We start from the raw sequence: 21,551 nt of genomic DNA, 5'->3' as shown, positions 1-21,551 counted from the left end.
ACGGTCTTGTCCCGCGCCATCGTTTTGCGGGCGGCCGGCTTGCGGGCAGCCTTGCTGTCGTTGGGCTTGTCAGCCCGGTTTACCGCCTTCGCCATAGCCGCTCATATGCCTCAGCCAAGCCACGAGATAGGCCGCGGCCGAAGCCACGGTCAAGACCCAGGACAGCAATATGAGGTTGGGCCGCAGAGGGTCGAGATGGACGGCAAAGGCGAGTTCACCCAGCACAACCGCCGCCAGCACGATCTGTATGGCAGTATTGGCCTTCGACACCAGAAACGGTTTTATCTCGACCGGATGGCCGATCACCGTGGACAACAGGACCGCGCACACGATCAGCGCGTCGCGCGACACCATGGTGACGACCAGCCACAGCGGCAATTGCCCGATGAAGCCCATGACGATGAACACTGAAACCAAAAGCAGCTTGTCGGCGATCGGATCGAGATAGGCGCCGAACTTGGACTGCTGGTTGAAGCGGCGCGCGATGAAACCGTCGACACCGTCGGAAACGCCGGCAACGACGAAGCCGGCAAAAGCCCATTCCCAACGCGCCTGCAACATGGCCAATACCACGGCAGGCACCAGCACAAAGCGCAGGATGGTGATCAGGTTGGGGATGGTCAACGCATTGTCCCGCCATATTATGCCTCGAGATAGATGAGGGAGATGGAAGGCCGAGGCAAGGGAGAAGCAGGATGGGCCAGCAGCAGACGCAGCGTGCGATGCCCCGGCTATCCACGCTTTTGTCAACCAAACGGCGCCCGGTTCGGCCGTTATCCTTGCGGACCGAAACCGTTCATGCGAAGAGCCCGCAAACGAGCAGGAACATTGCGATGAGCAAGCGCGAACCCGGCCAGCATAAAACGGGCCAGAACAAAACGGCCAAGCGCAGAAACGGGCTCACCTATGCCGAGGCCGGCGTCGACATCGATGCCGGCAATCTCATGGTGGAGAAGATCAAGCCGCTGGTGCGCGCGACGCGCCGGCCAGGCGCGGATGGCGAGATCGGCGGCTTCGGCGGCCTGTTCGATCTCAAGGCGGCCGGTTTCACCGATCCGGTGCTGGTCGCCGCCAATGACGGCGTCGGCACCAAACTCAAGATCGCCATCGAAGCGGGAAAACACGACACTATCGGCATCGACCTCGTCGCCATGTGCGTCAACGACATCGTCGTGCAGGGCGCGGAGCCGTTGTTCTTCCTCGACTATTTCGCCACCGGCAAACTCGATCCCGACCAGGGCGCCGCGATCGTCGGCGGCATCGCGCAGGGTTGCCGGCAGGCCGGCTGCGCGCTGATCGGCGGCGAGACCGCCGAAATGCCCGGCATGTATCACGGCAAGGACTATGACCTTGCCGGCTTTGCGGTGGGCGCGGCCGAACGCGGGCAGCTTTTGCCGACCGACGACATCGTCGAGGGCGACGTGCTGCTCGGCCTTGCCTCCTCCGGCGTTCATTCCAACGGTTTTTCCCTGGTGCGCCGCATCGTTGCCGCCAGCGGCCTGGCGTGGAGCGATCCGGCGCCGTTCAACGACGAGGCAACGCTGGCCGAGGCGCTGCTCGAGCCGACCCGCATCTATGTGAAATCGCTCCTCAAGGCGATCCGCAACACGCATGGCATCAAGGCGCTGGCGCACATCACCGGCGGCGGCTTCCCGGAAAACATCCCGCGCGTGCTGCCCAAGGATTTCTCGGCCGAGCTCGATCTCGAAGCCATCGACGTGCCGCCCGTGTTCTCCTGGCTGGCCAAGACCGGCGGCGTGGCGCCGGAAGAGATGATGCGCACCTTCAACTGCGGTATCGGCATGATTTTGGCTGTCGCTTCGGGTCAGGCGGCGCAGGTCGCAGCAGTGCTGCAGGAGGCTGGCGAGACGGTGACGCCAATCGGCCGCATCGTGCCGCGCCGCGACGCCGGCGTCATCTATCGTGGCTCGATCGGCCTATGAGCGCGCGGAGGAAACGCACAGTCGTTCTGATTTCGGGGCGCGGCTCCAACATGACCGCGCTGATCGCGGCGGCCAGCGACCCGGCCTTCCCGGCCGAGATCGTCGGCGTCATCTCCGACAAGGCGGACGCCGCCGGCCTCGTCATCGCCAGGGCACGCGGCATCGCCACACAGGTCATTTCCCGCGCCAACCACGGCAGCAAGCAGGCGCATGACGCGGCGATCGACGCGGCACTCGCGGCCTTCAACGCCGAGATCGTGGCGCTGGCCGGCTATATGCGCATCCTGACCCCCGGCTTTGTCCAGAAATGGCAGGGCCGCATGATCAACATCCACCCTGCCCTGCTGCCGGCCTTCAAAGGCCTCGATACCCATGCCCGCGCGCTGGCCGCCGGCATCCGCATCCATGGCTGCACGGTGCATTTCGTGACATCCGAGATGGATGACGGCCCGATCATCGCCCAGGCGGCAGTGCCGGTGATGGTCGGCGACAATGCCGATACGCTGGCCGCCCGGGTGCTGAAGGCCGAGCATCGGCTCTATCCGCTGGCGCTGGGGCTGGTGGCCGAAGGCAAGGCGCGCATGGAGGCGGGCCGCGCCGTGCTTGCCCACTTCGCCGACGATGCCGACAACGGCACCTCGGTGGTGATGGCGCCCGACCCGCTGCGTGAGGAAGCCGATCTCGAGCATCTGGCGCGGATCACGCCCTAACCTTGAGGTTGGTAGCAAATATTGCTACTTTCCAATCAAGGAGACAAGTTCAATGACGACAGTCGAGAAAGTCAGCGTAGCGCTTTCTCCTGAATTGCTGGAGATGGTCAAAGATGCCGTCGGCAGCGGTCGCTATGGATCGGCAAGTGAAGTGATCCGCGAGGCGCTCCGCGAGTGGCGCCTGCGCGAGCCGCTTCGCGAAGCCGAAGTGGAGCGATTGCGCAAGGCTTGGACGGAGGGGCTGGAGAGCGGTCCATCTTCTGCTTTTGATGTCGAGGACATCAAGCGGAAGGCCCGCGGCGGGCTCGTTGAAGCCGCCAAGAAATAGCCTGTGGCAAGAATGCCGATCATCCGCAGCCCGGCGGCGGAAAACGATCTTGTCGATATCTGGCTTGCCATCGCCGAGGGCAGCCCGCGTGCCGCAGACCATTTTCTGGATGCTATTGCCGAGCGCATCCAGCAGCTTGCTGCCTTTCCCGAATCTGGACCTCGCAGACCCGACATCGGCGTCGACGCCAGAGCATTGACCATTGGCAACTATCTAATCCTCTATCGCCCATCCGGAGGACAGATCGAAATCGTGCGCATCGTGCATGGTGCGCGCGACGTCTCGACGCTGCTTTAGGATCGAAGCCGTGAATGTCTTTGACAGCGCAATCCGACAAAAGGCGATCTTGCCGGTGTATTCGAGTACGAGACCGAAGGGCCACAAAACGCCACGGCCTATTTCTATCTGGGCGAAATCAAGGGCCAGGCGTTTGGACCGATCGTCGCCAGCATTCATATTCACTCAGGCGCGTGGGCGATCACCGAGGCAGATGTCGCCGTTAGGTGGGATCGGAACGAGCAATTTGTAGACCTGTTCATCTTCGGTACCTTGGCGGCAGCCTTTGATGCTACCACGGGCGCGAGGTATGGTGGGGACATGGCAAGGATTTCAATGCCGACATTTCCTAGTCCTGAGCAATGCCAATGAAACAGCTGCTCCTCTTACGCCACGCCAAATCGAGTTGGGACGATCCTGACCTCGATGATTTTGACCGGCCGCTCGATGAACGTGGGTTGACGGCAGCCCGATTGATCGGCCGCGAGCTTGCCGCGCGCGGGTGGCTGGCGGACCTGGCATTGGTGTCGCCGGCGATGCGTGCCCGCGATACGTGGCGGCTGGTCGCCGCGGAACTGCCCGTGCATCCCCGGGTCGCGTTCGCCGAGGCGCTCTACGATGCTTCAGCGGCGGATATTCTAAGCGAGATACGCAAAGCAGACCCGTCGAGCGGCTGCCTGGTGGTTCTCGGCCACAATCCAGGGCTTGAGGACCTGGCAAAACAGCTTGCCGGACCGGGATCGGAGGCGAAGGCGCGCAAGAGGCTCGAGGAAAAGTTTCCGACAGCGGCTCTCGCGCGCTTCGTCCTTGAAGATGACTGGTCCGGCCTGACGTCCGCGCGGCTGACACATTGCCTGCGGCCGAAGGATCTGAGCTAGAAATCCGATATCTAGAGCGGTTCAGTGTTTGTTGGAATCGCCGAACCGCTCTAACCCTTTGTTTTCACGCAAGTCCGGACGGAAAACCGCTACGCACTTTTCCTGGAATTGCTCTAGCGGGTACGGCAGGTCAGACCTGTCGCACCCTGACATCAGTTGCCCCAGATGCCCTGGCCGGGCTCCGGCCAGTCGGTTGCGGACTTCATCTTGGTGTCGGCGGCCTTGTGGCCGGTCATATTCGTCTTGTTGTCGACGGCGCCGGTGACGGCGTGATCCACGCCGGCGACCGGGGCGACCGGCTGGTCGGCATTGTCGGAGCCATAGTGGTCGCTGCCGGCGAACGCACCTCCGGTTGCGATGAGGATAGCGGCGGCAGCGAGAGCAAGTCTGTTCATTTCAATCTCCTGGTTCATCCGTTGGGCGGCGTCTTGGGAGGACGGTTCCGCTGAGGAGAGGACCAGAAGCAGCCTGGGTTTATTCCTGAACGTGAGATTTTTTAGCCGCCGGCGGCGAAGATCGGCTGATACGACCAACGCCTTGGGCTCATCCAAAAAAACAAGAGCGGCGGGCCAGGCCCACCGCTCTTTGTCGTCACGCGATGCTCGAAGGGATTAGCGGCCCCAGATGCCCTGGCCCGACTGAGCCGGAACCTTGGCATTGGCGTCAGCCTGCGCCTTGTCCGTCTTCAGGATCGAACCGGTGCGGAGGGTGTCGACGTTGGAGGTCGACTGGGTGGCAACCGGCTGGTTGGCGTTGTTGGAGCCGTAGTTGTCGCTGCCGGCAAAAGCCGTGCCCGTGGCAACGAGGATAGCAGCAGCGGTAAGAGCGATCTTGGTCATTTATTTACTCCAGAATTTCTTTGTTCTGTCCGTCTAGTGGCGTGCCCTTGGGAGGATTTCGCGTCGCTCGGACCACCCCCAGATGGGAAAGGCCTTCTGGGATTACCAGTCGCACCGGCTTTGCAGTATTTCGTCATATTATGGACAATGCTATATTGCATTGCAGCATTTCACATCTGATTTATCAAACGTTTTCAGCCTATTAGCGTTGATCCCTCAGATGCAAACGTCGGCAGATCGGGGACTATTGTTCACCGATTGCGGTACAATCCGTCAACTAGAACCGAACCGTTCGGTTCGATTTATACCCTAAAACGGGCATCTGAGCCGGCGAAAAACCATCGCCGGCCGCGGCCAAGCCGCATTTGCCTTGTGTTGCAATCGATACTCATTTCGGGTCCCATTGGCGAACGGGATCGACGATCGAGCCCGAGTCGGCCCGTTGAGACCGAGAGCGGGCGGATGCTGGAACGGCAATAGACATGCGATTGCTGCTTGTGGAGGACAATCGCGAACTGGCGGACTGGCTGGGCAAGACCTTGCGCCAGGCGAACTACGTCGTCGACATCGTCCATGACGGCGAGGATGTCGAGCATGCGCTTGCCGCCGGCGACCACGCGCTTGTCATTCTCGATCTTGCGCTGCCTCGCATGGGCGGACTGGAAGTGCTGCGCATGCTGCGAACGCGTGGCAACCGGGTGCCGGTGATCGTACTGACCGCCAATGCCAGCCTCGATGGCCGGGTTAAAGGCCTCAACGAAGGCGCCGACGACTATCTGGCGAAGCCCTTCCAGATTGAAGAGCTCGAAGCACGCATCCGCGTCCAACTGCGCCGCGCCAATGACCGGAAGGCCCCCGTCGTTGCCTGCGGCGACCTCGTCTTCGACACCAACACCAGGCTGTTCTCGCTGAGCGGCGAGACACTCGCATTGACGCCGCGCGAACATGCCGTGCTCGAGCAATTGATGATCAAGGCGGGACGCACGGTGAGCAAGGCCGCCTTGTCCGCGGCGATCTATGATTTCGAGACCGATGCCGATCCAAGCGCCATCGAGATCTATGTGCACCGTGTGCGCAAGAAGCTTGAAGGCTCGCGCGTCCAGATCACAACTTTGCGTGGTCTCGGCTATCTCTTGCGCCACGATGATCTGGCGTCATGAGGATTTGGCGCCATGAGGACTAACAGCCTGCGCCTGCAATTGCTGGCCTGGGTCGTGCTCCCCCTCGCCGGGCTTGCGACCATCAATCTGTGGACCAGCCAGCGCAACGCTCTGGCGACCGCCGATTTGGTCACCGACCGCATGCTGGTCGGATCGGCACGGATGATCGCCGAGCAGGTCACAATGACCGACGGAGTGATCAACGCCACGGTGCCGCCGGCAGCGCTCGAGATGTTCGACACCGGCGACCGCGACAGGGTCTACTACGGTGTCGAAGCCGCGGGGGGACGGCTGTTGACCGGCTATCCCGGGCTGCCCAACACGCCCGGACACCCCAGTATGGAAGCGACCTATCGCGACCAGGCGCTGCGGCTGCTGACCTTTACGCACGCGGTGGTCGGCGCCGGCGAAGACTCGCCGATATCGGTCACCGTCGGCGTCACGCTTTTCGGTCACGACGCGATGGTGCGGCGTCTCTGGTTCAGCGCCTTTACCCAGCAACTGGCGCTGGTGGCGATTGCCGGCGTCTTCGTGCTGCTCGGCCTTCGGCGAGGGTTGGCGCCACTCATCAGGCTGCGCGACGCGGTGCGTTCCCCGAAACGCAGCGAACTCGATCCCATCGAAGTAGCCGGTGCGCAGAGTGAAATCCGGCCGCTGGTCGATGCACTCAACGCCTATATGGAACGGGTGCGGGCGCAGATGGCGGCGCAGCGCCGTTTTATCGCCAATGCCGCGCATCAACTGCGCACGCCGCTGGCGCTGTTGTCGACGCAAGCGAGCTACGCGCTACGCGAAACCGCTGTCGATGCACGCCGCGAAGCGCTTGTCGCCCTGCAGGCAAGCTCCGCCCGGTTGGCGCGGCTGGCCGAGCAGCTCCTGACCTTGTCGCGCGCTGAACCAGGCAGCCGGCGACCGCGCGCCGACCGCATCGACCTGACGCAAGCCGCACGCCAAGTGCTGGAAACCCATGCGCCGAGGGCCATCGATCGCAACATCGATCTCGGTCTCGATGAGACTGGCGCCGTACCGGTCATCGGCGACGGTACGATGCTGCGGGAGATGATCGTCAACCTCGTCGACAACGCGCTGCGCTACACACCGGCAGGCGGCACCGTCACCGTCAAGATCGCCGCCGCCGATGGCGAGGCCGTGCTGACGGTCACCGACGACGGGCCAGGCATACCCGCCGACGAGCGCGACCATGTCTTCGAGCGCTTCTACCGGCTGGCCGGCGCGACCGACGAAGGCAGCGGCCTCGGACTCGCCATCGTGCGCGAGGTGGTGGAAAATGCCAGCGGCCGCGTCACCCTTGCGGATGGCGCGGCCGGCGGCCTGGTGGTCGAGGTGCGTCTGCCATTGGCCGGCGGCTAAGGGCCTTGCCCGGTCGGATCTGCTTACTGCGTCTCGTGCAAAGGCTGCGGACGCCATTTCGCCAGCCGGTTCTCGACCATGGTCATCAGATATTCCGCGCCCAGCGCCACCACCATGATGATGACGATCGCGGCATACATGCCTGCGGCATCGAAGGAACCCTTGGCGATGTTGATCAAGAGCCCGATGCCGTAGCGTGAGCCGACGAACTCGCCGACGATGGCGCCGATGATGGCGAAGCCGAAGCTGACGTGCAGGCTGGCGAAGATCCAGCTCATCGCCGACGGCACGATCACCGAACGGGTCAGCTGCCAGTCGGAGGCGCCGAGGATACGGGCATTGGCGATCATCGCACGATCTGCCTCGCGCACGCCCTGGAAGGCGTTGTGGAAGACGACGAAGAACACCATGACGAAGGCCAGTGCGACTTTCGAAGCAAGGCCGAGGCCTAGGATCATGATGAAGATCGGCGCCAGCACCACGCGAGGGATGGAGTTGATCACCTTGATGTAGATGGAAAAGATGTCTGCGGCCATGCGGTTGCGGCCAAGTGCGACGCCGATGAGGATGCCGGCAACCGAGCCTGTGACGAAGCCGAGGACGGACTCCTCCATCGTGACATAGAGATGGTACCAGAGCGGCCCTTCGGACGTGCCTTCCGTCATCCACTCATAGAGCCTCTGCGCGATCGCGCTTGGCGTGGCGTAGAAGAACGGATCGATCCAGGCCTTGCGCCCGGCGATTTCCCAGGCGGCGAGGAAGACGATGAGGATGGCATACCGCCAGAAGATCACCGTGCGGCGGCGATGCTGCGCGGCCTTGGCGGCTGCGGCTTCTATTTCGGCGTCCGAGGTTCCTGGCCTGAAGCCTCCTGCCCTGATGTCGATGGCGGCATCGGTCATTGTATCCTCCCTCACGCGGCAGCGCGGGCATAGCTGGTCTCGACCTCTTCCTTGAGATCGGCCCAGATGGTGCGCGAATAGTCGATGAAGCTTTGCTCGTAGCGGATGTCGGCGACGACGCGCGGGCGCGGCAGGTCGATCGTGTAGACCGACTTCACAGTCGCCGGCCCGGCGGTCAGCACGTAGACTTTGTCGGCCAGTGCTATTGCTTCCTCAAGGTCGTGGGTAACGAAAACGACCGAGGCCTTGGCTTCGGACCAAAGACGCAGCAGTTCCTCGTGCATGAGAACACGCGTCTGCACGTCGAGCGCGGAAAACGGCTCGTCCATCAGCAGAATCTCGGGGCCATTGATGAAGGTCTGCGCCAGTGCCACGCGCTTGCGCATGCCGCCGGAGAGCTGGTGCGGATAGTGATGTTCGAAGCGCGCCAGGCCGACGCGCGCAAGCCAGTCGCGCGCCGCCGCCATCGCTTCTGCCTTGGCCCTGCCACGGAAGAGCGGCCCGGCCATGACGTTCTCGATCACCGTGCGCCATGGAAACAGCGCGTCGCTTTGAAAGACGAAGCCGATGCGGGAATCGATGCCCTTGACGGGCGCGCCCATGACCCGGACCTCGCCCGCGCTTGGGCTCGCCAATCCGGTGACGAGGTTGAGGGTGGTGGACTTTCCGCAGCCGGTCGGGCCGACGACGGCGACGAATTCGCCCCGCTCTACGGTCATGGTGAATTCACGGATCGCGGTCAGCGACTTGCCGGTTGGTGACAGGAAGCGGCGGCTGACATTGATCAGCTCGATTGCCGGTGCGCTTTTTTCTTGTGCCATGCTGGGCTAACTCCGGGTTCGAACGAAGAACCGCCATCGGCCAGGGCCGCTGGACATGGAAAACCAGACGATTGCCGGCACGATGCGGTGCATCGCGCCGGCAGACGGGTTACTTCGCGTTCTTGACGAATTCCGTCGTGTAGGTTTTCGACAGATCGATCTGCTTGCCTTGCAGTTCCTTCTTGAAGGCCGACAGCACAGTCAGCACCGTCTCGGGGCCGCCCTCGGGCATTGTGCCGTCGGCGGTGAACATCGCCTTGCCGGCATCGAGGGCCTTCACATAACCTTCCTTGTCGCCGACGTAGTAGTCCTTCGGCATCTTGTCGGCGATTTCAGCGCCGCTATGGGTATTGATGAATTTCTGCGTCTTGACGAAAGCATTGGCCAGCTTCTGCACCACATCCTTGTGGGCCTCGACCCAATCTGTCTGCATGTAGAGAGAGGCGGCCGGGTACGTGCCGCCGAGCGCGGCTTTGGTGCCTTCTATCGTACGCATGTCGATAAGGACTTTGGCTTCACCCGTCTTGAGCAGCCGGGTGATGGTCGGTTCGGTCGTCATACCCGCCTGGATCTTGTCCTGTTGCATCGCGGCGATGAACGTATCGCCGGCGCCGACGGGGATCGAGGTGAATTCACCCAGCTTCAAGCCGTTCTTCACGGCAAGGTATTCCGTCAGGAAGTTTGTCGAGGAGCCGAGACCGGTGACACCAAGGTTCATGCCCTTGAAATCGGCCGGCGACTTGATTTCGGGATGCTTCGTCGAAACCAGTTCGACCTCGCCGGGCGCCTGGCTGAACTGGACAATGGACTCGACGAATTTGCCTTTGGCCTGCAGGTCGATGCAATGATCGTAGAAGCCGACAACGCCTTGCACGGCGCCGGCCAGCATTTCGTTTTCGGCGTCGACGCCGGCCGGTTCGTTCAGCAACTCGACGTCGAGGCCCTCGTCCTTGAAATAGCCCAGGGCTTCGGTGAGCTTGGCGGGCAGATAGATCTGCTTTTCATAGCCACCCACCATGATGGAAATCTTTTCGTCGGCCGCCGATGCCACCGTGGCGCCTGTGGCGGTGATGGCAAGCGTCAAGGCGGCGGTGCGCAAGGCACGCTTCGAGATGAAACCGGTCACAAAACTTCCTCCATTTAGGCGACGCGCTGTGAAGCCGCGCCGCATTCCTCCCTCGCCGACCGTCGTGGGCCGGACATGCGGTGACACCGCAAAACTGTCATGACATGCCCAAGCTTTCAGCTGGCTTTCAGCCGCGAGGCAAAAAAATCGGTTCGCAGCGTCACGACCGAGCGCTCTGCCCCAGCACATCGCCCATGTCGTATTCGCCGGGGGCACGGCCTGCCACCCAGAGTGCTGCGGCGATGGCGCCACGCGCGAACATGATGCGGTCGCCAGCCGCATGCGACACGGTGACGGTCTCGCCCTCGGCGCAGAAGCTGACGCTGTGCTCGCCGACGATGCTGCCGCCGCGCGCCACCGCGAAGCCGATCTCGCCAGCCGGCCGCGCGCCGGTGACGCCATCACGGACGCGCCTGGCAACCGTGTCCAGTTCGACGCCGCGTCCACCGGCAACGGCTTGCCCCAGCATCAGCGCCGTGCCCGACGGCGCATCGACCTTGTGGCGATGATGCGCCTCGAAAATCTCGGCATCCCAGTCTTGCGGGCCGAGTGCCCGCGCCGCCTGCCCGACCAGTCCGACCAGCATGTTGAGCCCAAGCGAGAAGCTGCCGGACCGCACGATGGCGACGGTCTCAGTGGCGGCCGCGATGGCGGCCAACTCGGCGGCATCGAAACCCGTCGAGCCAATCACCAGCGCTGGACCGCCGCGCTCGGCACAGAAGCTGGCCAGGTCGGCGGAGGCGGCCGGCGTGGTGAAGTCGATGACCACGTCGGCCACGGCAAGTGCCTCGTCGCGGCTCACCAGCCCATCGCCGACACTGCCTGGCCGGTGAAAGCGGGCGGCAAGCGCCAGACGCGCATCGGCCCGCACGGGGTCCGCCATCTGGCGGCCCATGCGGCCGAGCGCGCCAGCGATGGCGATCCTGATCGGGGGCTGCGACATCGGCTCCCGCTATTTCCACATGCCGCGCATGCGCGCGCCGATGTCGACGCGCACCTCCGGCCGTTGTGCCCTGCCCTGCGCCGCTTGCGCGGCCGGCCACGAAAGCTGCTGGAACGCGGCAAGGATGGAGGGCGGGATGAAACGGGTGCGCGAGGCATAGAGATGACGGTCGCCGCGCGCCGCCTGGCCGTGCGGAAAGAAGCGCTGCGGCATGACCAGGTTGAGGCTGTCCTTGGCTCGTGTCATCGCCACGTAGAGCAGCCGGCGCTCCTCCTCGATATCCTCCTTGGTGCCGACGCCGAGATCTGCCGGGATGCACCCGTCGACCGTGTTGAGCACGAAGACGTTCTTCCACTCTTGCCCCTTGGCCGAGTGGATGGTGGACAGGATCAGATAGTCCTCGTCGCGATGCGGCGGCCCGGCCTGGTCGCTGGTTGCGTCCGGCGGGTCGAGCGTCAGCTCGGTCAGGAAGCGTTCGCGCGAGGCATAGCCCGACCCGATCTGCTCGAGTTGCAGCAGATCCGCCCGGCGCGTGATCGCATCCTCGTGGATGCGCTCCAGATGCGGTTCGTACCACAGCCTGACCTGTTCGAGATCGGCTGGCCATTTGGCGCCGGCCCGCAAGCCGGAATAGAGCGAGACAAAACCCGGCCAGTCGTCCGCGGCGCGCTGCGGCGGACGCCAGCCGGCCAGGCCCATCGCCTCGTCCAGCGCCGACGTCATGGCTTCGACGATCTGCGCGGCTGCCGAAGGGCCGATGCCCGGCAAAAGCTGCAGCACGCGAAAACCGGCGACACGGTCGCGCGGATTTTCGGCAAAGCGCAGCACTGCCAGCACGTCCTTGACATGGGCCGCATCAAGGAATTTCAGGCCACCGAACTTGACGAAGGGAATGTTGCGCCGCGTCAGCTCTATCTCCAGCGGCCCGCTGTGGTGCGAGGCGCGAAACAGCACCGCCTGTGACTTCAGCGCGGTACCGGCCTCGCGCTCCGCCAGGATGGTGTCGCAGACGAAGTTGGCTTGCTCGACCTCGTCACGAACGGTCACAAGTCTTGGCTTGTCGGCGGATTTGCGTTCCGACCACAGGTTCTTGGTGAAGCGCTCCGAGGCTTCGCCGATGACCGCATTGGCGGCCGCCAGAATGGTCTCGGTCGAGCGGTAATTACGCTCCAGCATCACCACATCGGCGGTCCGGGCGAACTGCTTTGGAAAATCGAGGATGTTGCGCACCTCAGCGGCGCGGAACGAATAGATCGACTGCGCGTCGTCGCCGACCACGGTCAGCCCGGCGCCGTCGGGTTTCAGCGCAAGCAGGATCGACGCCTGCAGCCGGTTGGTGTCCTGGTATTCGTCGACCAGCACATGGTCGAAACGCCCGCCCAGATGCGTGGCGATTTCAGGCTCGGCCGTCATCTGCGCCCAGTAGAGCAGCAGATCGTCGTAATCGAGCACGTTCTGCGCCTGCTTGGCCTCGACATAGCCCGCAAACAGCTGCTTGAGCTGTTCTGCCCAGCCGGCGCACCAGGGGAAGGCAGACCCCAGCACCTCACCGAGCGGCGCCTGCGCGTTGACGGCGCGAGAATAGATGGCAAGGCAGGTGCCTTTGGTTGGAAAGCGCGCTTCCGTCCTGGAGAAACCGAGTTCGTGGCGCACGAGATTCATCAGATCGGCGGAATCCTCGCGATCATGGATGGTGAAGGCCGGATCGAGGCCAATCTCCAGCGCATAATCGCGCAACAGCCGCGCACCGATGCCGTGAAAAGTGCCGGCCCAGGTCAGCGCATCCGTGATCACCGCGGCATCGCGGCCGAGCACCTCGCCGGCGATGCGCTCGACGCGCCTGGCCATTTCGGATGCGGCGCGCCGCGAAAACGTCATCAGCAGGATGCGGCGCGGATCGGCTCCCTTGACGATCAGATGCGCGACCCGGTGCGCCAGCGTGTTGGTCTTGCCCGAGCCGGCGCCGGCAATGACCAGCAGCGGCCCCGCAATCTTGCCGTCGCCATGTTCGACGGCCTGACGCTGGGCGTCGTTCAGCCGGGCGAGATAGGCTGGCTGGACGGTCTGTTCCAAAAAAGTCGAATCATGGGCGGCGAGGTTCATCGCCCATCAAGCATCGTTTCCGCTTTGTTCGCAACAGAGAAGCAACGCCGCCAGGTCGGCGAGCAATACGATCAGCGTTTCGGATCAACGCCCATCGACGCGGACTGCCGGCGCAGCGCCTCGCGGTCGTTCGCGGGCGCCGGCAGCAAGAGCGGATCGACATTGTCAGGTACGTCGTCGATCATCTTGCGGGCGAGACGGTAAGCGACAAAGGCCAGCGTGCCAACCAGAAGCAAGCGGATCATTTGGGCGGTCCTCCTTCGCTGGGTCAACCTGAGGCTGGTCGTTTTGTTCCCTCGGCGCAATCGCCGCAATCAAACCGGCACCGCTTCGTTCCGAGGTTGAAGGAGGTGGCGATGAAAAAAGCTGGGAACGATCCTCGCGCTGGTGTCCAGCGCAAGGCGATTGCGCCTTCAACGCATTGCCGCGATGCATTCCTCGAGGCGCTCGAGGCGGAACTTGGCATTGCGCAATTCGTGGCCTGCGTCCTGGCGCAGCTGTCGTGTCTGGGCCGAGGCAGCGGTCAAGTTTTGTTCGAGTTCCGTGATCCGCGCGCGCACCTGTTGCGCTTCATCCTGGCGCAACGCCTTTATCCAGCTCCGCCCGCGCATCCATGAACCCGCAGCACACCAAAAGCCTGCCGCAGTCATGGCAGCAAAACCCTAACTTCCACCAAGCGCGAGCATTCTAACTTTAACGAAAGCTAATTTAGCGCAAGGAAGAAGGCCGGCGCCGCTTGGGAGGTAGTCTGATAGCGCCGGCCAGGCGGATATCAGGTCCGCCGCGTCAGGGAGGCTAGCTGAGTCTTGCCGCTGCGTCATGCGAGATCAAGGATTTCAGCCTTTCCCGGGCGTTTTCCCCCCGTAAAATGCCGCGAAAAGGGCCCGAGGGTTCAGGTCCCAAGCCGCTGCCTGGCGATGGCGACATGGAAATTGGCACCGAACAACAGCCCATCATCGTTGAAGTCGTAGCTGGAATTGTGAAGCGGTGCCGAGGCCTCGCCATTGCCGAGGAAGACGAAGCAGCCCGGCACGTGGTCGAGGAAGCGGGCGAAATCCTCCGACGCCGTCATCGGCTCGCGGGCGACCGCGATATTGCCGGGCTCGAACACGGTCCCGGCGGCCGCGAAGGCTGCATCGACCAGTTCGGCATCGTTGCGCAAAGGCACGAATTCCCTGGTGTAGTTGACTTCGGCGGCAACGTTGTAGGCGGCAGCGATGCCCTCGGCGATGATGCGCATCTGGCGTTCGATTTCGGCGCTGACCTCGGGGCGGAAACTGCGCGCGTCGCCAAGGATGCGGGCAAGGCCCGGCAGTGCGTTGCGGGTGCCGTCGGTGACCAGTTCGGTCACCGAAACCACGGAAATGTCGGCTGGGCTCAGCCGACGCGCGACGATGGTCTGCAGGTTGGTGACCAGCGCACAGGCGGCAACCAGCGTTTCCTGACCCGAATGCGGCCGCGCAGCGTGGCCGCCCAGCCCCCTGAGCACGATCTCGAAAATATCTTCGGCCGACATGACCGGGCCGGCGCGGGTTTCGAAATGCCCGACGGGCAGGCCCGGCATGTTGTGCAGGCCAAATATCTCGTCGAAGGGAAAGCGCTGCATCAGGCCATCGTCGAGCATCGCCAACGCGCCTTTTCCCCATTCCTCCGCCGGCTGGAAGACAAAGCGCACGGTGCCGTCGAAACCGCCCTCCCCGGCCAGGAGCCTGGCGGCACCCAGCAGCATCGCCGTATGGCCGTCATGGCCGCAGGCATGCATGAGACCGGGATTGCCGGAGCGGTATGGTGCGGTCGATTGCTCCGATATGCGCAGTGCATCCATGTCGGCCCGCAGTGCGATGGCGCGGTTGCCGCTGCCGCGCTTCAAAGTGCCGACGACGCCGGTGCCGCCGACACCCTCGGTGACATCGTCCAGGCCGAATTCGCGCAGCTTGGCGGCGACGAAGGCGGCGGTGCGCGTCTCCTCGAAGCCGAATTCGGGGTGCGCGTGCAGATCGCGCCGCCATCCGGTCATCTCGCGCTTCAGCGCATCACGGTCGATTTCAGCCATTGCCTGATATCTCCTGATCCGCAAGGCGGGCGACGACATCAAGCAGGATGTTGGCGCCGGCGACAAGCTCGGCATCCGCGGTATGTTCGCGCGGATTGTGGCTGATGCCGCCGGCGCTCGGCACGAAAATCATCGCCGCGGGCGCAAGCCATGCCATCATCTGCGCATCGCGGATGCGGCCAAGCAGCCTTTGTGCGTCGATCGAGGTCATGGCGTTGCTCCAGAAAGCACCTTGGCTGCAAGCACATCCGCCGGATTCATGCCGACGAGTTCGGCATAGCGGCGGGGATCGGTCGCGCCTTCGGTGTTGACGACCAGCACGCGCGAAGCGGCGTCGAGGCCAAGCTCGGCCTTGTGACCGGCCATCGCCCGGATCAGGCCGGCAAGACCGACCCCGCCGCTTTCACCGGCGACGATGGCCGGATCGTTGCCGGCCGGGCGGGCCAGCCGACGCATCACGGCGACGGCGTCGTCCTCGTCGACGGTCATGAAGGCATCGGCGACGCGTGCCAGCACCCGCCAGGCGACCGGCGAGGCCTCGTAGCATTCGAGCATCGCCATGACCGTCGCCTCGCCATGCTCGATCTTGACCGAATGCCCGGCCTTGGCGGCGCCGAAGACGCAGGCGGCACGGGCGGGTTCCACCACCGTGAAAACCGGCCTGGTTTCACCAAGAACGATGGCGAGATGGCCGGCGATCGCGGCCGCGATGCCGCCGACGCCGGCCTGCACGAAGACATGGGTCGGCGGTTCGGAGAGCTGGCGCAGCGCCTCGCGCACGATCGCCGTGTAGCCCTGCATCACCAGGCCAGGGATTCGCTCATAGCCCGGCCACGAGGTATCGGAAACCACCGTCCAGCCTTTCTCGGCAGCGGTCTGCGCGGCCTGCCTGACCGAATCGTCGTAATTGCCGTCGACGCGGATCATCTCGGCCCCATAGCGAGCGATGGCCGCGACGCGTTCGACGCTGACGCCGGCATGGACAAAGATCACCGCCTTGGCGCCTACGAGCCCGGCGCCTTGTGCGACGGAGCGGCCATGATTGCCGTCGGTGGCGCAAGCAACCGTCATAGTCGCCGCTACCGACCGGACTTCGGGCCGATCGAGATCGCCGACATCGACGGCGCGGCCGAGCCGCTTGCCGGCCTCCTCCAGGATTAGGCGGAAGACCGCATAGGCGCCGCCCAACGCCTTGAAGCTGCCGAGGCCGAGCCGAAAGCCCTCATCCTTGACGTGCAAGGCAGCGAGACCGAGTTCGCCCGCCAGCGCCGGCAGCGCGTGCTGCGGCGTCATCTGATGATTGTCACGGCGGGCAAGGAAACGCTCGACCGTGTCCGCCCCGGCAGTGCCGAGGGTTTCGGCATCGGCCGCGTCCAGCGGCCGGCCATGCAAGGCATTGCGATTGGTCAGGAACATTGACGGTCTCTCCTCGGCATTATCCGAGAGAAGATATTGCAGGAAACACGCAAAAGGCGCTGTAATTCGGCGCCCAGAATGCAAGTTTGTTTCACTAGGGATACGCCAGTGCCTCAGCCGCCAGCCTCATTCGACAGCTTCGATCTCGCCATCCTTGCCATTTTGCAGCGGGACAACACGACGCCGCAGCGGCTGATCGGCGAGGCGGTGAAGCTGTCGGCGCCTGCCGTGCAGCGCCGCATCAAGCGCATGGAGCAGACCGGCGTCATCGCCGGCAATGTCGCCATTGTCGAGCCGGCGGCCGTCGGTCAGCCCATCACCATCTTCGTCGAGGTCGAGCTGGAAAGCGAACGCACCGAACTGATCGATACGGCCAAGCGGCAATTCTCGGCGGAGCCGCAAGTGCAGCAATGCTATTATGTCACCGGCGAAAGCGACTTCATCCTCGTCATCACCGTGGCCGACATGGGCGCCTACGAGGCGCTGACGCGAAAACTGTTCTTCGGCAGCAACAATGTGCGGAAGTTCCGCACCTTCGTCGCCATGGACCGCGTCAAGATCGGGTTGACGGTGCCGTTGCCTGGATGAGCCGGTGGCACCCTTGGCACGTCTCTGACATTCTGGATCTCGAATTGGCGGTGGAGGCGCGCATGGACGAAACCACGAAAATCGCGATCATCGGTGCCGGACCGGCGGGCCTGGCGGTTGGCGCGTGCCTGCGGCAAGCCGGGCTGGATTTCGTCATGCTCGAAAAGGAGCAGCAGGCGGCGCCAGCCTGGCGACGCCACTATGACCGCGTGCATCTGCATACGACCAAGCGCTACTCCTCGCTGCCCTTCGTCCCCTTCCCCAGGGATTATCCGCGCTATGTGCCGCGCCATCTCGTGGTCGAGTATCTCGAAGCGTATGCAAAGCGTTTCGACCTTGAGCCCCGCTTCGGCGAAACGGTGCGGGCGGTCGCCCGGGAGGGTCGCGGCTGGCGGGTGGAATCGACGTCCGGCGCCTTACGCACTTCGCATGTGGTGATCGCGTCCGGCTACAATGCCGAGCCCTTGCTGCCCGAATTCGCCGGCATGGACGCCTTCAAGGGCAAGACGCTGCACAGCGCCGACTATCGCAACGCCACGCCTTTTGCCGGCCAATCGGTGCTGGTCATCGGCATGGGCAACACCGGTGCGGAGATTGCACTCGATCTGGCGGAAGGCGGCGCCCGGCCGACGATCTCGGTGCGTGGCGGCGTCCACATCGTGCCGCGCGAACTGTTCGGCGTGCCGATCCAGGTGGTCGGCATGGCGACGCGGTTCGGGCCACAGCGCATCAATGACGCCCTGTTCCCCGTCATCCTCGATCTGGTGCTGGGCAGGCTGGAGAAGTTTGGGCTCAGACGGCCGAAGCAGGGACTGCTGCAGCAGATCGCGCTTGCATCGCGCATTCCGGTGATCGATGTCGGCACCATCGGCAAGATCCGCGAAGGCGCGATCAAGGTGGCGCCCGACATCGCCGAAATCTCGGAACGCGGCGCCCGTTTTACGGACGGCAGGGACAGCGAATTCGACGCCATCCTCTTCGCCACCGGTTACCGGCCGGGCTATGCCAGGTTCCTCGAACCCGGCATCGAGCCGGGGCCCAGCGGCGTCAATGCCGGCGCTTCGGATCTCGGCCTCTATCTGGTCGGCTTTCACAACGCGGTCACCGGGCTGCTGCGCGAGATCGGGATCGAGGCCCAGGCAGTCGCCGACGATATCCGCCAGCGGCAAAACAGGAAGAAGGCGGCCGAAACCCTGCCGGTGTGAAACCAGGCCGCGCTGTCAATCCGCCGCGGACGATATCCTGAACATCATGCCGAAAATCGACGCCGTTATGCACTCAGTTCTTGCGCCCGGCGCAGCCAGACCTTGTTGTCGTGAAAAGCAGCGCCGCCATAGGGTGCGGGCGCATCGGCTCCCGTGAGCACATTGATGCCTTCGCCGCGCTCATGCGCGCTGTTCGGCCAGATGCCTTCGGCGATCACGACGCCGCGCTTGATGCCGTCGAACAATCTGGCGTGCAGCACCACCTCGCCGCGCATGTTGCCGATCTCGACACGGTCGCCGTCGGCAAGCTCGAGAGCCGCCGCGTCATCGGGATGCAGCAGGAGTTCCGGGCGGCCTTCCTTGGCCTTCGAAACCGGTGTTTCGGAAAAGGTCGAGTTGAGGAAGTTGCGCGCCGGCGAGGTCGTCAGCCGGAACGGATGCGCCTCGTCAGCCACCTCGATCAGGTCGACATGATCGGGAAATTCGGGCAATCGCGCCACCGGGCCGAACAGACCCATGCTCTTCGGCGGCCGGTTGGGAGCCGCTTGCCCGGTCCAGTCGGCGCGGAAGCGGAATTTGCCGTCCGCATGGCCAAAGCCCCGGATGAAATGCGCCGTCTCGAAATCCGGCTGCAGGTCGACCCATTTCGCTTCCTTCAAGGAGTCGAAGCTGCCCAGCCCGCGCTTGCCTAGAATGATGTCGATATGCTGCCGTTCGGTGAGGCCGAAGCCCGGCCTGTCGGCGACGCCAAGGCGCGCGGCCAGTTGCTCGATGACGAAATGGTTGGTGCGCGGCCCTTGCGGCGGCTCGATCAGCTTGGGGCCAAGCGTGATGTGCTGGTTGCCGCCGCCCTTGTAGATGTCGTCATGCTCGACGAACATCGTCGCCGGCAGCACGACATCGGCAAGCTTGGCCGTGTCGGTCATGAACTGCTCGTGCACGCAGGTGAACAAATCGTCGCGCAGGAAACCCTGCTTTACCAGCCGCTGCTCGGGCGCGACGTTCACTGGATTGGTGTTCTGGATCAGCATCGCCGTCACCGGCGGTCCGCCATAAAGCGCGTCGCTGGCGCCGGTCAGCACCGGGCCGATGCGCGAATGGTCGAGATAGCGGATCGAGGGATCACGCATCCTCGTGCCCTCCAGCACATCCTGATTGAGCTTGAAGATGCCGGAATTGGAATGGAAGGCGCCGCCGCCCTCATACTGCCAGGCGCCGGTGACGGCGGCGATGCAGGACGCCGCATGCATGTTGACGGCGCCGTTGCGCTGCCGCGCAAAGCCATAGCCGAGGCGGAAATAGGTTTTCTTGGTCGTGCCGACCAACCGCGCGAAGGCTTCGATCTCGGCAACGCCAAGGCCAGTGATAGCAGAGGCCCATTCCGGCGTGCGCGTCAGCAAATGCGCTTCCAGCCCGTGCGGGTCGTCGGTATATTTTGCGAGATAATCGCGATCGGCCATGCCCTCGCGAAACAGCACATGCATCACCGCGCAGGCCAGCGCGCCGTCGGTGCCTGGCCTCAGCACCAGGCCCATGTCGGCCTGTTTCATCGTTGCGTTTTCGTAGACGTCGATGACGACGATTTTCGCGCCGCGCTCCTTGCGCGCCTTGATGGCGTGGGTCATGACATTGACTTGCGTGACCACCGCATTGGTGCCCCAGATCACGACGCAGTCGGATTTGCCCATCTCGCGCGGGTCCGGTCCGCGTAGCGCGCCTGCCCCCATCATCCACCCGGTCCAGGCGAGGTTGGTGCAGATCGAGCCGAAGAAGCCTGAATATTTCTTGGCGTGGCGCAGCCGGTCGATGCCGTCGCGCTGCACCAGCCCCATCGTGCCGGCATAGTAGTAAGGCCAGACCGTCTCCGAGCCATACTTCTCCTCGGCCGAGATGAACTTTTCGGCGACGAGGTCGAGTGCGGCCTCCCAGCTTGATTCCTGCCAGACGCCCTCGCCCTTGGCGCCCTTGCGCACCAGCGGCTTCAGCAACCGGTCGGGATGATGGACGCGGTCGGCATAGCGGGCGACCTTGGCGCAGACGACACCCGATGTGTAGCTGTTGGCCTTGGCGCCATGGACACGGCCGATGCGGTTGCCATCGAGCAGTTCGACCTCGAGCGCGCAGGTCGACGGGCAATCATGCGGACAGGCCGAATGGCCGATGCGGAGGTTCGCGTGCTGGTTCATGGATCCTGTTTAGCGGCTTTGGAGGCTGAGGTGTAGGGCCAGATGAATGCGAGCAAAGAGCCTTGACGGACTGTAGTTTAAAAACTACAATACACTGATGTTCGAGCTGAAACAGACGGAGACTTTTCGCAAATGGCGAATGAAGCCCAAAGATGAACGTGCACGCGCATTGATCGCCTCGCGCCTGGACCGCCTTGCTTTCGGTCATGTGGGAGATGCCGAACCCGTCGGGGACGGAATCAGTGAATTGCGCATCCACTACGGTCCAGGCTACCGCATCTACTACCGCAAGCACGGCAATACGGTGCTGATATTGCTGTGCGGTGGAGACAAAGGCAGTCAAACGAAGGACATAAAAACAGCAAAACGCCTTTCGGGCGATTGGAGTGAATGACATGCCTGAAAAATTGAGTACGTACGACCCCGCCGAGGACCTCAATTCCGATGAGGCCATTGCCATCTTCATGACAGAAGCGTTCGAGACCGAAGACAGCGGGTATATCGCGCATGCGCTCGGCGTGGTGGCTCGCGCCAAAGGCATGACGCAGATTGCCAAGCAGACGGGATTATCGCGCGAACAGCTCTATCGATCCTTCAGCAGCGATGGCAACCCGACATTGAAGACCACGATCGCCGTGATGAATGCCCTGGGAATGCAGTTGACCACAAGGCCACATCCCTGACGCCAAGCGCGGCGCAATCT

The 21,551-nt window shown here is 63.5% G+C and carries 24 protein-coding genes and 1 pseudogene; 12 read left to right on the top strand and 13 right to left on the bottom strand.

Translation table 11 applies throughout. The annotated features are described in order from the left end of the window. Positions 1–69 precede the first annotated feature (69 nt). Positions 70–624, bottom strand: coding sequence for a CDP-alcohol phosphatidyltransferase family protein (locus LB543_RS00460; RefSeq protein ID WP_140761896.1), 555 nt, complete (start codon positions 622–624; stop codon positions 70–72). A gap of 209 nt (positions 625–833) precedes the next feature. On the opposite strand from LB543_RS00460, the gene purM reads away from it, so the two are divergent. The 5 genes from purM to LB543_RS00435 all read left to right on the top strand — a co-directional run bounded on the left by purM (position 834) and on the right by LB543_RS00435 (position 4,135). Next, positions 834–1,943, top strand: coding sequence for a phosphoribosylformylglycinamidine cyclo-ligase (gene purM / locus LB543_RS00455; RefSeq protein ID WP_224612111.1), 1,110 nt, complete (start codon positions 834–836; stop codon positions 1,941–1,943). Then, positions 1,940–2,653 (top strand): phosphoribosylglycinamide formyltransferase, encoded by a 714-nt coding sequence (purN, locus tag LB543_RS00450; RefSeq protein WP_140761902.1) that lies wholly within the window; start codon positions 1,940–1,942, stop codon positions 2,651–2,653. The genes purM and purN overlap by 4 nt, the downstream gene beginning before the upstream one ends. Positions 2,654–2,705: 52 nt before the next feature. After that, a complete protein-coding gene (locus LB543_RS00445) occupies positions 2,706–2,981 on the top strand; it encodes a type II toxin-antitoxin system ParD family antitoxin (RefSeq protein WP_224612110.1) in 276 nt (91 codons plus the stop codon). 12 nt (positions 2,982–2,993) lie between these two features. Then, positions 2,994–3,278 (top strand): type II toxin-antitoxin system RelE/ParE family toxin, encoded by a 285-nt coding sequence (locus LB543_RS00440; protein WP_224612106.1) that lies wholly within the window; start codon positions 2,994–2,996, stop codon positions 3,276–3,278. A 347-nt stretch (positions 3,279–3,625) separates the two neighbouring features. After that, positions 3,626–4,135: a SixA phosphatase family protein gene (locus LB543_RS00435; RefSeq protein WP_224612105.1), complete on the top strand. Its 510-nt coding sequence runs from the start codon at positions 3,626–3,628 to the stop codon at positions 4,133–4,135. Between the two features lie 152 nt (positions 4,136–4,287). On the opposite strand, the gene LB543_RS00430 is transcribed toward LB543_RS00435, so the two are convergent. Continuing rightward, positions 4,288–4,530, bottom strand: coding sequence for a DUF680 domain-containing protein (locus LB543_RS00430; RefSeq protein WP_224612104.1), 243 nt, complete (start codon positions 4,528–4,530; stop codon positions 4,288–4,290). Positions 4,531–4,746: 216 nt separating this feature from the next. Continuing rightward, a complete protein-coding gene (locus LB543_RS00425; RefSeq protein WP_140761921.1) occupies positions 4,747–4,974 on the bottom strand; it encodes a DUF680 domain-containing protein in 228 nt (75 codons plus the stop codon). Between the two features lie 482 nt (positions 4,975–5,456). Here LB543_RS00425 and LB543_RS00420 point away from each other — a divergent pair, with 482 nt between their 5' ends. Both LB543_RS00420 and LB543_RS00415 read left to right on the top strand, forming a co-directional pair. Next, positions 5,457–6,134: a response regulator gene (locus LB543_RS00420; RefSeq protein ID WP_140761924.1), complete on the top strand. Its 678-nt coding sequence runs from the start codon at positions 5,457–5,459 to the stop codon at positions 6,132–6,134. A 12-nt stretch (positions 6,135–6,146) separates the two neighbouring features. Continuing rightward, complete coding sequence (locus LB543_RS00415; protein WP_140812575.1) at positions 6,147–7,505, top strand: sensor histidine kinase; 1,359 nt, start codon at positions 6,147–6,149, stop codon at positions 7,503–7,505. Between the two features lie 23 nt (positions 7,506–7,528). On the opposite strand, the gene LB543_RS00410 is transcribed toward LB543_RS00415, so the two are convergent. From LB543_RS00410 to LB543_RS00385, 6 genes are all read right to left on the bottom strand, one after another. Further along, positions 7,529–8,407 carry an ABC transporter permease gene (locus LB543_RS00410; protein ID WP_140812574.1) on the bottom strand — a complete coding sequence of 293 codons (879 nt, stop codon included), beginning with the start codon at positions 8,405–8,407 and terminating at the stop codon, positions 7,529–7,531. A gap of 11 nt (positions 8,408–8,418) precedes the next feature. After that, positions 8,419–9,228 carry an ABC transporter ATP-binding protein gene (locus LB543_RS00405; RefSeq protein WP_140761933.1) on the bottom strand — a complete coding sequence of 270 codons (810 nt, stop codon included), beginning with the start codon at positions 9,226–9,228 and terminating at the stop codon, positions 8,419–8,421. Between the two features lie 109 nt (positions 9,229–9,337). Continuing rightward, positions 9,338–10,342, bottom strand: coding sequence for an ABC transporter substrate-binding protein (locus LB543_RS00400; RefSeq protein ID WP_411908731.1), 1,005 nt, complete (start codon positions 10,340–10,342; stop codon positions 9,338–9,340). A 172-nt stretch (positions 10,343–10,514) separates the two neighbouring features. Next, positions 10,515–11,297, bottom strand: a complete 783-nt coding sequence (gene dapB, locus LB543_RS00395) for a 4-hydroxy-tetrahydrodipicolinate reductase (RefSeq protein WP_224612100.1) — start codon at positions 11,295–11,297, stop codon at positions 10,515–10,517. A gap of 9 nt (positions 11,298–11,306) precedes the next feature. Beyond that, positions 11,307–13,400 carry an ATP-dependent helicase gene (locus LB543_RS00390; protein ID WP_140812571.1) on the bottom strand — a complete coding sequence of 698 codons (2,094 nt, stop codon included), beginning with the start codon at positions 13,398–13,400 and terminating at the stop codon, positions 11,307–11,309. A gap of 71 nt (positions 13,401–13,471) precedes the next feature. Continuing rightward, positions 13,472–13,645, bottom strand: coding sequence for a hypothetical protein (locus LB543_RS00385; protein WP_224612089.1), 174 nt, complete (start codon positions 13,643–13,645; stop codon positions 13,472–13,474). Positions 13,646–13,756: 111 nt separating this feature from the next. Between LB543_RS00385 and LB543_RS00380 the strand changes: the two genes are divergently transcribed. Further along, positions 13,757–14,017: a hypothetical protein gene (locus tag LB543_RS00380; protein WP_224612087.1), complete on the top strand. Its 261-nt coding sequence runs from the start codon at positions 13,757–13,759 to the stop codon at positions 14,015–14,017. Positions 14,018–14,292: 275 nt separating this feature from the next. Here LB543_RS00380 and LB543_RS00375 read toward each other — a convergent pair whose 3' ends face one another. The 3 genes and pseudogenes from LB543_RS00375 to LB543_RS00365 form a co-directional block, all read right to left on the bottom strand. Beyond that, positions 14,293–15,453 (bottom strand): M20 aminoacylase family protein, encoded by a 1,161-nt coding sequence (locus LB543_RS00375; protein ID WP_224612085.1) that lies wholly within the window; start codon positions 15,451–15,453, stop codon positions 14,293–14,295. Then, positions 15,446–15,634, bottom strand: a pseudogene (locus tag LB543_RS00370) (Zn-dependent hydrolase); the annotation flags it as partial. The pseudogene LB543_RS00370 and the gene LB543_RS00375, both read right to left, overlap by 8 nt. Before the next feature lie 26 nt (positions 15,635–15,660). Further along, entirely contained in the window at positions 15,661–16,869 is a 1,209-nt protein-coding gene (locus tag LB543_RS00365; protein WP_224612084.1) for a diaminopropionate ammonia-lyase, read from the bottom strand. A 108-nt stretch (positions 16,870–16,977) separates the two neighbouring features. Between LB543_RS00365 and LB543_RS00360 the strand changes: the two genes are divergently transcribed. Both LB543_RS00360 and LB543_RS00355 read left to right on the top strand, forming a co-directional pair. Then, entirely contained in the window at positions 16,978–17,457 is a 480-nt protein-coding gene (locus tag LB543_RS00360; protein ID WP_224612081.1) for an Lrp/AsnC family transcriptional regulator, read from the top strand. A gap of 62 nt (positions 17,458–17,519) precedes the next feature. Continuing rightward, positions 17,520–18,662, top strand: coding sequence for a flavin-containing monooxygenase (locus LB543_RS00355; RefSeq protein ID WP_224612079.1), 1,143 nt, complete (start codon positions 17,520–17,522; stop codon positions 18,660–18,662). A gap of 65 nt (positions 18,663–18,727) precedes the next feature. Here LB543_RS00355 and LB543_RS00350 read toward each other — a convergent pair whose 3' ends face one another. Next, positions 18,728–20,848 (bottom strand): molybdopterin-dependent oxidoreductase, encoded by a 2,121-nt coding sequence (locus LB543_RS00350; RefSeq protein WP_224612077.1) that lies wholly within the window; start codon positions 20,846–20,848, stop codon positions 18,728–18,730. A 97-nt stretch (positions 20,849–20,945) separates the two neighbouring features. Here LB543_RS00350 and LB543_RS00345 point away from each other — a divergent pair, with 97 nt between their 5' ends. Then, complete coding sequence (locus LB543_RS00345) at positions 20,946–21,242, top strand: type II toxin-antitoxin system RelE/ParE family toxin (protein ID WP_224612075.1); 297 nt, start codon at positions 20,946–20,948, stop codon at positions 21,240–21,242. A 1-nt stretch (position 21,243) separates the two neighbouring features. Further along, positions 21,244–21,531, top strand: a complete 288-nt coding sequence (locus LB543_RS00340; protein ID WP_224590478.1) for an addiction module antidote protein — start codon at positions 21,244–21,246, stop codon at positions 21,529–21,531. Positions 21,532–21,551 lie beyond the last annotated feature (20 nt).

The sequence above is a fragment of the Mesorhizobium sp. ESP7-2 genome (assembly GCF_020164715.1).
Lineage (GTDB): Bacteria > Pseudomonadota > Alphaproteobacteria > Rhizobiales > Rhizobiaceae > Mesorhizobium.
Note: the sequence above shows the minus strand (reverse complement) of the source record. Positions and strands in the feature narration are given on the sequence as shown.